The sequence below is a fragment of the Rickettsia tillamookensis genome (assembly GCF_016743795.2).
Classification (GTDB): domain Bacteria; phylum Pseudomonadota; class Alphaproteobacteria; order Rickettsiales; family Rickettsiaceae; genus Rickettsia; species Rickettsia tillamookensis.
Genome location: NZ_CP060138.2, coordinates 72,671 through 85,317, shown reverse-complemented (window position 1 = coordinate 85,317; position 12,647 = coordinate 72,671). Strand labels below are relative to the sequence as shown.

The following is a 12,647-nucleotide window of genomic DNA, read 5'->3' as shown; positions in this document are numbered from 1 at the left end:
TATATAATTGTTAAATTTATTTTTTAGCTGAACGATTCCATGTCAAAGCAAATAATCCTCCTCCTAAAAGAGCAGAAATACTGAAAAATATAAATACCCCATTCCAACCGTAATTATCGCTAATCCATCCTACGCCGACTCCCGCAATAGCCGCTCCTAAATAACCAAATAACCCTGATAATCCATTAGCCGTACCGACAGCTTGACGAGTACTGAAATCAGCAGCTGCTATACCTACAAGGAGCTGAGGTCCTGAAACAAAAAAGCCTATTAAAGAAAGAATTACTATACTTAATAATTCACTTTGAATAGGAATTTTCCAAAACAAGACTAACAATAAGCTAAGCAATACCATACATATGGATGCAACGGGACCTCGACGACCTTGAAATAGTTTATCAGATAAAACACCTGCTATTAATGCCCCTGGGATACCTATCATTTCATATAAACCGATTTGTAAGCCTGCATTTGCAAGGCTTATATTACGTAAATCTTTTAAAAATGTTGGAGCCCAATAAATTACTCCGGAACGTATTATATAAACAAACATGTTTGCTAAACAAACATACCATATTAGCTTATTACAAAAGACCATTTTAAGTAATTGGGGAGTTAATAGCTTCTCATAATCCCCTATAGCTTCAGGCGGATATTCTTTATATTCCTCTACGGTAGATAAACCTACTTCTTTTGGAGAATTACGAAGCCTATTATATAAAAAAAGCGATACTACACAAGCAACTACACCGGGAACGAAAAAAGCAGCTCTCCAATCAAATTTATCGATTAAATAACCGCAGCTTATCATAGCAAGGGCACCGCCTATTTGATTAGAAGTTGCACCCATAGCCCATTTAGTTCCAAGTTCTTTTGAAGCGAACCAGTGAGTAAGCATTTTTGTTGCAGGAGGCCAACCCATAGATTGAAACCAGTTACTAGCTATCCATAAAATTCCTATAAGCCATAAAGAATCTGCAAAACCTATTAGAATAGTAATGACCCCGACAAATAAAAGACCCAAAACCATAAATATCCGAGCGTTAACTTTATCGCTAATAAACCCGTTACACGCTTTACTAACTCCATACATAATAGATGAAGCAGTTAATATCCAACCAATTTGTGTTTTAGTAACCCCAAAATATTCTCTTATAGCAGGCGTTGCTATATTAAAATTCTGACGACAAAAATAAAAAGTCGCATAACCTATAATAATAGAATACAAAATCCTTATTCGCCAACTGTTATATTTTTTTACATATGGCGATCTTGGAGTTTTAATTTTGGGTTTTGTATCTGTCATATTATAAACTCTCCGACTATAAAAAAAGCAAGTTTCTAAGAAACTTGCTTTTTTATTTTAACAAACTCTATTTTTCAGTTTTATTTACCAAAACTTGATACTCTTTATTTAAACCTTTAACGGCATATATCCATAATATTACTATTACAAAGAATATAGAAGCAAAATATGGTGTTGCCTCAACAAAACCGAATGCAGGAAATAAAATAAAGAATGTGGATTGAATAATAGCACCACCCGATTTACCGAATCTTCCTCCGATAACTTCAACAGCAGCCTGTCCTTTTACTCGTAAATCCTTATCAAGCGGAATATATGCCATGTTTTTAGTGGCATCAAATAAAGAATATTTTACACCTTTACTTAAAACATTTTGAATCATACCGATCATAACAGCAAGTGCTAAAGGACCTGAAGCAAGAATACCTGTTAAATGCATAGCAATAACACTATCAAAAAAGATAAATGCAAAAAACGCTGCACCGGTAATTAACATCATTAATGGAGTTATCATAGCTGCAGCTAACCATGATACTTTTCTTAAAATATTACTACCTATAAGCATGAAAGCAATTGCAACCCAACCCTGATAAAATTGGAACTTACCCATATATATAGTATAAGCCTCTTTCGTCGGATACAATTCTTTTACTTTGGATTTCCAAACGCCTTCAACTAAGTTTACTGAAATACCATAAGCAATAAGTAACAATGCAATATAACCTACATACTTAGAGGTAAAGATCATTTTAAAACTGTCTATTAATGACATTTTAGCTTTAGCTTTCTTTTCTTTTACTAATGCCGGGTCATAAAGTCTAGGATCGGTTAGAACGTTTCTATTCATCCATCTATATGTTAATATTACCAAAAAGCTACTTGTTATCATTATAACAAATAAAGGCACAAATTTTAGATGTTCTGCAACTATTTGAGTTTTTTCATGCAAGAAATATCCAATAATCACGGATGTTACAGGCAATGCTAAATTAGCAAGTAAACCAAACATTGAGTAAAAACGTTTAGCTTCATCGGTTTTAGTAATTTGGTTAGCAAATTGCCAAAATAATAAACTAAGCATCATTGTTCCCCAAAGCTCTGCCATAGTATAAAAAGATGCAAAGCTCCATTTCCCAACTATTCTTATAAACCATTTAAAATTAGGGTAAGCTAAACTTAAAGATTCTATGGTTTCAGGATCAGGATGAACTAAATCAGGGTAGGGGTAAAGAACAAATGCAAATAATGCAAAATACCCTAAGAAAAATGAAGTAATAACATAAAATACGTTTTCTTGCTTTAAAATATCGCAAAGTTTAACGTAAATTACCATAGCGATTACGGCAGAAGGTAGTACTATATATGTTTTTAAGAAACTTATTGCTTCTGCTCCTATATCCGTTACTACAAATCCGTCTTTAATTGAACGAAGTGTTGAGTAGTTTAATAAAATACAGAACATCATAAATGCCATAGGCAAAAACTTCTTATTTTCGTATTTTTCTATGGGCCAAATTACTTTTCTTAGTTCTGAGAGATAATTATCACTTTTGGGAGTACTCATAAATTAAATTTTTCTATTTATTTTGAAGATAGATATTATACTAAAATATGTTAGAAAAGTCAAATCTATTGATTTTTACTCAAAGGAAATCAAATAAATTATTGACTACGAGATAAGTAAACGAAGTGAAAATACCTGATATTAAAAATATGATAATTTATTCACTTGATTTTAATTTTTATCTATAGTTTTCTATTTATAATTATAATAATAAATTATGAAATCACTATGGGATATTTCTTGGTCAAAATATAGCTGGGAAGAAATACGGCAAATTATAAGAGCTTATAAACGAACAACTTATGACTATATAATACCAAAGCCTTTTAATAATAACATTCTGTATATAGCAGTTGAAAGTCATGATATATATCTTTTAAGAAAAATATTAGAGACAGAAAAAGATATCGATATAAACGAACAAGATGCTAACGGTTGGACGGTTTTACATTTAGCTTCATATTTTTTTCTATTAAATATGGTTCGGTTTTTAATAGAGGATCAAGGAGCCGATTATAAAATTACCACTAATAACGGAGAGTCACCGATATATCTATCTGCTAATAATCGGGATGTATGTATGACTCAATATTATTTAGAGTTAGGCGAAGAAATGCCCAAAATTCTACCGAAATTACGTGATAATACTGACATAGCAATTTTTTTTAAACTATTATGTAGGGAGTTAAGAGGTACGGTTGCACAACATCCCGACAATATAACATATCAAAATCTCTCTGCTAAGCTATCCAAGGAGCAGAAGAAATATCTTGTATATACTTCAAATACTAATGATCTAAAAGGTGCTATTATAGAGACATATAGTAATGACGAAGAAATTATCGTTGAATATACAAATATTATGAATTTAATAGGAGAGGACAATATATGAAATCACTATGGAACATTTCTTGGTCACAATATAGTTGGCGAGAAACATGGCAAATTTTTAAGGCATATAGCTCCATAATTGTTGATGATACAGGACCAACAAGTTTTAATAGTAATATTCTTCACATAGCTGCAAAAAGCTGTAATCTAGAACTTCTTAAGAAAATATTAGATATCGAAAATGGCATAGATATAAATGAACAAGACAAAATGGTTGGACAGCCTTGCATATAGCATCTCGCTTAGGTTCAATTGAAATGATAAAGTTTTTAATTGACCAGAAAGGAGCTGATTTTAGAATTACTACTAACAATAAGGAATCATCGCTATATTTTTGTGTCAGGAATTTAAATTTTGAAACGACTAAATATTACTTAGAATTAGGCGAAGAAATACCTTTAACTGCATGCAGTGCGGTAGGAGCTAGAACTAACAATTTTTTACAAAAGTTAGGAGAATATTTTCAAACTAAGCTTAATCAGGAGTCTGATAACATAAAATATCAAGATATTCTAGTTCAAATTCAAGAAAGACAAAAAGAAAATATTATATATATTTCAAATAACTCTGATGAGCTTACAAATATTACTGTAAACGAACAAAATAAGGATACAACTAATTTAATAGGAGAAGAAAATGCTTAAAAAATATATCACAAATTTTTTCCTTGTTATAGTTCTCTCTGCTACTATGTATAGCAGTGAAGGAAATGTAACACTAAAAGAGTTGCTAGAAGTAGCACCACAAATAGCGAGTAGCACCTCATCATCTTTCGTTAATCCACAAATTTGCGGTCAAAAAGTTACTATTAACGGTATTAATTATGAGATTAGATATTTCAGCTTTGAGGATACTAGTAAAAAACTACCGAAAAATATGACTTTCAAAGAATATGCTGGAAAGAATAATTTATTAGATCTGAAAAGCTCTCACTCAAATCCTTTACCTAGCATAGATTTTGAATCCTTTGATTTCCGTAGCGTTAACCTTGGCGATGGTGTATATTTCAGCATGGCATTAAGGAAGATTAAGTAATAGTATGCAAAAATTAAAAATAACTTTTCTATTATTTAGTATAATTTTTATAACAGGTTGTAAAAGTAATATGAAAAATGAAAACAATATTTCACTACCGGAATATATAACCTTAAACTTAGAGACTCTAAATAATTCTGAGGCTAAAACTATTAGAATCAAGGCAAAAACGTTAAACTTCCCTTTATCTGCAGAAGACTTACGTGATGTATCTATATTAGAGAAGAAATATGATCAAGAAGAAAATTGTGCAGGGCTTGCTGCACCGCAAATAGGCATATCAAAATGTATCATAATATTTGCAGTACATGAAAATGAAGAGCTAAAGAAATGGCGTCCTGACCTTACGGATACTATGCCTAAAACTATATGGATTAACCCCTCATACAAAGCGATAGGAGCTGAAAAACACGAAGATTACGAAGGATGCTTTTCTGTTGAAAATGCTACAGGACCGGTAGCAAGATTCAAAAAGATTCATTATCAGGCATATGATATAAACGGAAATCAAATTCAAGGTATCGCAGAAGGATTTTTAGCAAGAGTTATACAGCATGAAATCGATCATCTAAATGGAAAAGTATTTTTAGATTATGTCGCTCCCGAAAAAAGAATGAGCAAGGAAGAATATCTAGACATGCGTAAAAAAACTATGCAACAGCAGGCTACAAATATAAAATCTTAGAATTTTCTAGGTTTCTAAGCTTACCAAATTGGCTTTTGCATAACTTAATCAAAAAGAGTGGTATAACAAATAATGAAAATTATTGACGATGTTATAGATGTAGTATAATAATATTTAAATAGTAAAAATATTTGAATAATTTTAACAATTAATACAGGGAAATAAAAAGATATGAGAACTATAGATAATGATGGAACTGGAAATAATGATGGTTCGTTTTCACTTGTTGGTGGTGCAGCAATAGTTGGAGGTCCTATTTCTGACTATTTTGATTTTAGAGTTACTAGTTTTACCAAACATAGTGAACCAGGCATGACGCATATGCTAGGGTTTACAAAACCAATTAGTGAAGGAAATGATATAATAAATAATTCTGCTACCTTGGAAGAAGAGCTTCAAGAGAATGAAACAATTAAAGTTTCAGAAGGCACAAGTATTAAAATTGATCATATTAACACCAAAATCAATAAAAAATTACTGTTAGAACCTGATAGTAAGGTAGTAATAGTAGATGCTAGATTAATATATGAAAATTTATCAAATACATCTATCACAATAGATTTACCCCGTGATTTAGACGACCGAGTTAATACATTAGGAAGCAAAGACGGAGAAATAATAGCTTTTTATGATATTCAGTAAACTTGTTATTCTTAAGTTTAAGGTTGCAATGTCATTCCCAAGTAGCATTGTTACGTTGACCCGCTTTTCCGTCATTGCGAGGAGGCATTGTTGCGTGGATCAATTCCACCGCTGTCATTCCGTGATTTATTCACGGAATCCAGTTAAAAATACTAATATTATTAGTATTTTTTATTGTTTTTCTGGACCCCGTGGTCAAGCCACGGGGTGACACAGTGGGTTTTACCGGTCCACGCAACAATGCCTTGCGAGGAGCGAAGCGACGTGGCAATCCAGAAAAAATAATAAAAAAATTCTGATTTACAGAATTTTTAACTGGATTGCTTCGTCGAATTACTACGTAATTCTTCTCGCAATGACGGAAAACCAATCCACGCTGACAATACCTTCCTACGTAGGCGAGAACGACATCGAGTAGGTTTTACCGATTCATGCAACAACGCCTGTTTCTTTAATATCTAGGCTTATATATTTTGGTAAAATATGGCAGTTTTGATTCCACTTTAAAAAACTTTTTCAGGCAATCTACAGATTTGAAATCTGTTATATCGTAACGAGCATATTTTGTTTTTTGATTTTGCCATGTCATATTTTCACCGGAATAATCAATCTCATGCCACTGTCTTCCTATAATGTGAGAAGTATTATTGTCAAACGCTGTAACATTTTGAAAATTATAAAACCCTACTAACTCCTGTAGATATTTTGCCATTAAATCAGCTTTTTTTATATCTAAACCCCTTTCATTGATAGCTATTAATAACTCCAAGGTAGTTTTTGGCAAGTCATTTTGTAAAATAGGTAAATATACAAAATTATAATCGGTAGAATTTAAAAATTGCTCTAAAATTTCTGCATTCGATTCTTGTAATTTCATTTTCTTAATAGTTTGCTCTACTCGTGATTCTAAAATAGGGCAAAGTTTTTGCCACTCCTTTGGCATAGAGCATTCTCTTGCTAACACTGTCTGTGATAAAAGTAAGCTTATAACTACAATCAGAAAACGTAACATAAATTCAATCTATATTAATTTGGTATAATGACTATGGCATCGGATACGGGGCGTATTGTATGTTCTCCTAAAGCTTCATCTTCGTCGCCTGTAACATTATTTATAATTTTTCCGTCCATAAATAACGTAGAAGAACCGCCGCCGTCTAAATTGATTGCCGATTCACATCCAAGGCTTAACATATATTCTGCAAGCTCGAGCTTAGTTAGCCCTATCACTGTATCATTAACGAGATGTTTTTCTAGAATTTTTAAAGCTTCAGGTAGCGTTAATTTCTCAAAAACTACACCTTTTTCTTTTTGTAGAATTGATCTAACTTGTTCAAGCTTAATGTCTTTTATATGCTGTTTATATATCTGTTCTACTACAACTATCACTATAGTACCGTCATTACGCACTCCTAGAGCGGTACGAGCATGAGCCGGATCATTTTGCTTTGGATTATCTATAACATTTTTACCGTTTTGAACCAACAAGGGAATACCAGTTACTACTGAAGCATTTTTACTTAAATTCATAGATTTACCGTCTTTATCGATAAATTCTAAATTCAGTTTTACAGAATCATTTGTATTTACTGCCGGCAAGCTTGATTCTTGTGGAAAAGATAATACAAAACCTTTTTGCGGAATTTGATTATCCCCATGCTTACTTATTTCAGTAACAACAAAGTTCTGGTCAATCAAGATTTCTTTATTAGTATACGGCGTTAATGTAGTAGACGCCCAAACATCATTATAGAAAGTAACATCCTTTGGATTTGAAAAATAATTAACTTGATTTGGAATAATCGACTTATCCCCTATTTCTACTAAAATTTTTGCGTTAGCTTTGGTAATTTGAATATTATTTTGATCTATAATTAATAAGCTCTGCATCTTATTTCTAAGCCCAAATAGTTTACCGTCAATCATTAAAGTAAGGCTTGGTCTACCGTCATCGCTACCAGCAATCTCAAAGAATCCGGCATTAATAGCAGCAACTGCATTAGTGCGGCGTGCTATAGCATCTACTGTTTCTCTGCCTATAACCTGATTATGAGCTTTAACTAGTTTTAGCCCAAAATTCTTAGGATCAATAGTTAATACATGAATCACATGCTTATCTTTTTCATAACGATTATAAGTTAAACCCTTATGTTCTATTGCATATATTTTAAAACTGAGTATTAAAGCAAGAAATAAGTAAACTAATCTAATCATAGTTTTTACTTTTTTTGACAATGAAATTTAACCATAATGCTTCCTTACTTGGAGAGAATCTCTTACTCTTTTCCGTCCATATTTTAACTACCTCAAAAAGCCCATTAAAATAAAGTTTTATTGTATCCTCATTCATATTGTAAAAATCGCGATCATCATTTTGTATAATATCTGAACCATATCCGTAAGAAGCATAAAAAATTCCTTCCGGCTTTAATGCAGCGTGAATTTTTTTATAAACATCTTTTGTTTCATCATAAGGTACATGAAGGAGAGTTGCTTGAGCCCAAACACCATCAAATAACTCCTTAAAATTCATATCTTGAAAAGTTGAGTGCAGTACATTTATTCCGGTTTCTTTTGATGCTAATCTGACCATTTCGGTTGAACCGTCAAAAGCAGTAACTTGATATCTTTGGCTTAAAAAATATTTTGTATCACGCCCGACTCCGCAACCTGCATCTAAAATGTGAGCATTTTTAGGTAAATAGCTTATGAATTTTTTATAATTATCGGATAAATCCGCATTAATCGTTCTATCATAAAATAATTGTGCATTATTATCGTAATATTGTATATTTTTTGTTATCATACTTTATTGTGTCCAACCGTTAGTATAGTTATACTAACTAGGTAATAAAACACAAGTAGAAAATAGGGATATTTTACATTGACTATTAGACTTAAAAATGGTCTACTTATTAAGAATAAGGCTTAAGGTTTATATGATAAAAAAAATAATATTTGGAATAGCTATTTTACTTAGTACAAGCTGCTTTGCAGATAGTATAACTTCTGACGACTCTAAAAAAGACGGTGCAAAAGCTAATGATGTTACAACACAAAAAATTATAGATGATTTTTCTGCTTACGCCGGTACTATCAAACCGGAAGTACGCAAGGAAATACAAGAATATAGAGTAAAAATAGTCGATATTAATAAGAAGAAACGCGAACTATATAACAGCCTTTCCAAAGAGGCTCAAAATTTCTTAGCAGAGCAGCAAAAATATAAACAAAAACTATCCATCTCTAAACTACCTACAAAAGACGACTCTCCAAATAATACCGCTAATTCTAAAGATAATAAGGATACAGATACAAAATAAATTATTTTCTTGGGGTTGTCCGCATGGATCATTTTCAATGTCATTGCGAGGAAAATTACGAAGTAATTGACGAAGCAATCTCAGGAATTTGGGATTATTTCATGAGATTGCCGCACTCCCTACGGTCGCGTAGCTCATGACGATTAGGTACCCATGCCATAAAACTGCTTTTAGTTAGGAATGGTTTTTTCATAAATCTGCTCTACTACACCGTCAACACCCATTAAGAAAGTATAAACTTTTAACTGTGGGAATTTTTCTTTGATTAGGCTACGTGCTTTATTTAAGATTATTGTATGTTCTGCCGTTTCTTTTTCCTTGGTGTTTAGCTGTTCCTGACCTATAAGCATCTTATAAGCTCCACAATCTCTATGGTCAAGGAACACAATTTGCTTAATATTATGTAACTGTTGTAAAATTCCTATCGTATCTTCTATTGTCTTCCCCCAATAAGTATATCTTTCATTAACAAGGGCTAGTGATGCACCAGGCAGTGATACTTTATCAAAATTATCTTCTAATCCTAACTGTTTCATTAATTTATCAGTTTCATCTATTAGCCTGAAATCTACACAACTAATTAAAAGCGTTGAAGCTTCGTTTAATGTTTTTAAATGCTCTTTACTTACTTCTATTTTTATAATTTCCTTATCGGCAATTATATCATTGTTAGCAGCGTAAAGACTTAAACTAGACACCATAATAAACCCTAAAATTATATATTTTACATATATCATAAAATTCTCCTATTTAAAAATATTAAAGACTTAAACTAGACACCATAATAAACCCTAAAATTATATATTTTACATATATCATAAAATTCTCCTATTTAAAAATATTTCTTACATGCTTTAAAATAAGAATAACCTGTAATGATTGTTAAAAAAGCGGCAATCCATAAAATTATTTCCCCTACTATATCTAAATAAATAATTCCTGAACCTTTTGAGCCTAGTATTAATATAGATAGGGCAAACATTTGTAAGAACGTTTTTACCTTGGCGAGTCTCGATACAGGCACACTAACCTTTACTAGAGCTAAAAACTCCCGAAGACCGCTAACTAAAAATTCTCGTGCTAAAATTAATAGACAAGGTATCTCATCTACGTTATCTTTTTTTAGTAGCATTATAATAACGCAACCTACTAGTAGCTTATCTGCTATAGGGTCAAACATCTTGCCAAAGCTCGTAACTAAATTATATTTTCTTGCAATATAACCGTCAAAAAAATCCGTAATACTAGCTAAAACAAATAATAATGCTCCAAGTTTACGTGCAAGTGAATTATTTATATAAAATGCCAGTATAATAACCGGAATTACCATTATTCGAGCAATAGTTAGATAATTAGGTAAATTTTTATCTATTCTCATTAATTAATTAAATTTATTAATATAATATTGTTGAATTATGGATAGAATATTATTCCAAGACCAATATATTAAAAGTCCCACAGGAAAACTACTAAACATAAATAAAAAAATTAGCGGCATAAATTTCATTACTTGAGCTTGCATCGGATCTGCAGGTTCAGGACTCATTTTTTGCTGTAAGAACATAGTAATAGCCATTAAAATAGGCCATGCTCCAATCATTAAAAATGATGGAGGCGAGAACGGTAATAAGCCGAATAAATTAAAAATAGTAGTAGGATCAGGGGCAGATAAGTCTTTAATCCAGCCGTAAAACGGTGCTTGCCGCATTTCAATAGTTACATACAATACTTTATAGATAGAGAAAAATACCGGAATTTGAACAAGTATAGGTAAACAACCAGCTACCGGATTTACTTTTTCTTTTTTATATAAAGCCATTATTTCTTGATTTAAACGTGCCTTATCATCACTGTATAAATTTTTTATCCTATCGATTTCCGGCTGTAAATTTTTCATTTTTTTCATCGAACGATAAGACTTATTGGCTAAAGTAAACATTAATAGCTTAATTATAACCGTAACAATTAATATACTAACACCGAAATTACCGACATAGCCATAGAAAAAATTCATGGCGTAGAAAACCGGTTTGGTAATTATATAAAACCAGCCGAAATCAATAGCTCTATCAAATAATTTAATATCATATTGCTTTTCATATTTATCAAGCAAATCTACTTTTTTTGCTCCTGCAAAAATTCTGCTTTTAATGGAAAAATTTTCGCCGGGCTTTATTATTTGTACCGGTGAAATAAAATCTACCTGATATCTTTCAGTCCCTTGCTTAAGAGCATAATTAAAATTCGAGCTGTAATTACTTGATTTATCCGGAATCAAGGAAGATAACCAATATTTATCGGTAATTCCTATCCAGTCAACCTTACTTGCTGCAAATTTTTCACTTTTCTTATCTTTAATATCATCATACGAATATTCTTTAAGATTCTCGTCTATACACCCGATAGGTCCTTGATGTAATATATTCACTGCTTTCTCTACGGCAATATATTTACGGTTTATTAAACCATAAGATTGCACAGGAAGTTCTTTATCACTATTATTAACGATGGTTTGCTCTATAGTAAATAAATAGTTTTCATCGACAGTAATAGTAACTAAAAATTTAACTCCGTCTTCATTAACCCAAAATAAATTAACGGGTTTTTCAGGGCTTAATATTTCACTATCACTATTCCATATAGTATCGTTGTTAGGGAGTTTTACACTAGATAAATTACTAACTAAACCAATTTCAGCAAAATAGGCATTTTCTGTATTAGCCGGTGAAAATAATCTCACTTCAGGACTATTGTTAGATAAATCTTGCTTATATTTCTTTAATATTAAATCGTCAAATCTAAGTCCTTTTAATGAAATAGAACCGGTGAGTGATTCAGATTCTATTTTAATACGCTGTACCCCGCTTTCTTCTTGAACAACAATATCAGTTGCAGGTTCTACTAAAGCTTTTAACTGTTGTTTCTTTAAATTTTCTGCTTTCTGCACTGCTATTTGCTGTTGCTGTTTTTTTTGTTCAGGTTTTACAACAAAATATTGCCAACCGAAAATTATACTTAAAGACAGTATAATAGCGGCTATTAGATTAATTATATTATTATTCATTCCTAGGTCTTAAATTTTCATATTTTTAAAGCTTTAAGTTTTAAAGCATTTAGAGAAAATAATCAAGTAGTATATATACTTCTTTTCTTTCAAAAGTAGTGAATATCCAAGATGAAAGGCAGCTTCCATCTTGGATG

General features: G+C 31.5%; 15 protein-coding genes. 7 read left to right on the top strand and 8 right to left on the bottom strand.

Annotated features, from left to right (window positions below):
- Positions 1-16: 16 nt before the first annotated feature.
- Both H6P87_RS00450 and tlc1 read right to left on the bottom strand, forming a co-directional pair.
- Complete coding sequence (locus H6P87_RS00450; protein ID WP_202069593.1) at positions 17-1,306, bottom strand: MFS transporter; 1,290 nt, start codon at positions 1,304-1,306, stop codon at positions 17-19.
- 67 nt (positions 1,307-1,373) lie between these two features.
- The gene (tlc1, locus tag H6P87_RS00445; protein WP_202069592.1) at positions 1,374-2,870 is read right to left on the bottom strand and encodes an ATP/ADP exchange transporter Tlc1; all 1,497 of its coding nucleotides are present in this window, start codon (positions 2,868-2,870) and stop codon (positions 1,374-1,376) included.
- Between the two features lie 217 nt (positions 2,871-3,087).
- Here tlc1 and H6P87_RS00440 point away from each other — a divergent pair, with 217 nt between their 5' ends.
- The 6 genes from H6P87_RS00440 to H6P87_RS00415 all read left to right on the top strand — a co-directional run bounded on the left by H6P87_RS00440 (position 3,088) and on the right by H6P87_RS00415 (position 6,123).
- Positions 3,088-3,762 (top strand): ankyrin repeat domain-containing protein, encoded by a 675-nt coding sequence (locus H6P87_RS00440; protein WP_202069591.1) that lies wholly within the window; start codon positions 3,088-3,090, stop codon positions 3,760-3,762.
- Positions 3,759-3,995 (top strand): ankyrin repeat domain-containing protein, encoded by a 237-nt coding sequence (locus tag H6P87_RS00435; RefSeq protein ID WP_202069590.1) that lies wholly within the window; start codon positions 3,759-3,761, stop codon positions 3,993-3,995. Before H6P87_RS00440 ends, H6P87_RS00435 begins: the two co-directional genes overlap by 4 nt.
- Positions 3,986-4,405: an ankyrin repeat domain-containing protein gene (locus tag H6P87_RS00430; RefSeq protein WP_202069589.1), complete on the top strand. Its 420-nt coding sequence runs from the start codon at positions 3,986-3,988 to the stop codon at positions 4,403-4,405. Before H6P87_RS00435 ends, H6P87_RS00430 begins: the two co-directional genes overlap by 10 nt.
- Positions 4,398-4,796, top strand: coding sequence for a hypothetical protein (locus H6P87_RS00425; RefSeq protein WP_202069588.1), 399 nt, complete (start codon positions 4,398-4,400; stop codon positions 4,794-4,796). Before H6P87_RS00430 ends, H6P87_RS00425 begins: the two co-directional genes overlap by 8 nt.
- Positions 4,797-4,800: 4 nt before the next feature.
- Positions 4,801-5,481 (top strand): peptide deformylase, encoded by a 681-nt coding sequence (locus tag H6P87_RS00420; RefSeq protein ID WP_202069587.1) that lies wholly within the window; start codon positions 4,801-4,803, stop codon positions 5,479-5,481.
- A 171-nt stretch (positions 5,482-5,652) separates the two neighbouring features.
- Positions 5,653-6,123, top strand: coding sequence for a hypothetical protein (locus H6P87_RS00415; protein WP_202069586.1), 471 nt, complete (start codon positions 5,653-5,655; stop codon positions 6,121-6,123).
- A gap of 451 nt (positions 6,124-6,574) precedes the next feature.
- Here H6P87_RS00415 and H6P87_RS00410 read toward each other — a convergent pair whose 3' ends face one another.
- The 3 genes from H6P87_RS00410 to H6P87_RS00400 all read right to left on the bottom strand — a co-directional run bounded on the left by H6P87_RS00410 (position 6,575) and on the right by H6P87_RS00400 (position 8,929).
- The gene (locus H6P87_RS00410; RefSeq protein ID WP_202069585.1) at positions 6,575-7,135 is read right to left on the bottom strand and encodes a hypothetical protein; all 561 of its coding nucleotides are present in this window, start codon (positions 7,133-7,135) and stop codon (positions 6,575-6,577) included.
- A gap of 14 nt (positions 7,136-7,149) precedes the next feature.
- Complete coding sequence (locus H6P87_RS00405) at positions 7,150-8,013, bottom strand: phosphodiester glycosidase family protein (protein ID WP_338050472.1); 864 nt, start codon at positions 8,011-8,013, stop codon at positions 7,150-7,152.
- Positions 8,014-8,329: 316 nt separating this feature from the next.
- A complete protein-coding gene (locus H6P87_RS00400; RefSeq protein ID WP_202069583.1) occupies positions 8,330-8,929 on the bottom strand; it encodes a class I SAM-dependent methyltransferase in 600 nt (199 codons plus the stop codon).
- Between the two features lie 133 nt (positions 8,930-9,062).
- Here H6P87_RS00400 and H6P87_RS00395 point away from each other — a divergent pair, with 133 nt between their 5' ends.
- Positions 9,063-9,446, top strand: a complete 384-nt coding sequence (locus tag H6P87_RS00395; RefSeq protein WP_202069582.1) for a hypothetical protein — start codon at positions 9,063-9,065, stop codon at positions 9,444-9,446.
- A gap of 170 nt (positions 9,447-9,616) precedes the next feature.
- Here the strand turns inward: H6P87_RS00395 and H6P87_RS00390 are convergent, their stop codons facing one another.
- The 3 genes from H6P87_RS00390 to yidC form a co-directional block, all read right to left on the bottom strand.
- Positions 9,617-10,183, bottom strand: a complete 567-nt coding sequence (locus tag H6P87_RS00390; RefSeq protein WP_338050459.1) for a carbonic anhydrase — start codon at positions 10,181-10,183, stop codon at positions 9,617-9,619.
- 95 nt (positions 10,184-10,278) lie between these two features.
- The gene (pgsA, locus tag H6P87_RS00385) at positions 10,279-10,824 is read right to left on the bottom strand and encodes a CDP-diacylglycerol--glycerol-3-phosphate 3-phosphatidyltransferase (protein ID WP_202069581.1); all 546 of its coding nucleotides are present in this window, start codon (positions 10,822-10,824) and stop codon (positions 10,279-10,281) included.
- A gap of 3 nt (positions 10,825-10,827) precedes the next feature.
- On the bottom strand, positions 10,828-12,510 hold the full coding sequence (gene yidC / locus H6P87_RS00380; protein ID WP_202069580.1) for a membrane protein insertase YidC: 1,683 nt from the start codon (positions 12,508-12,510) through the stop codon (positions 10,828-10,830).
- Positions 12,511-12,647: the final 137 nt, after the last annotated feature.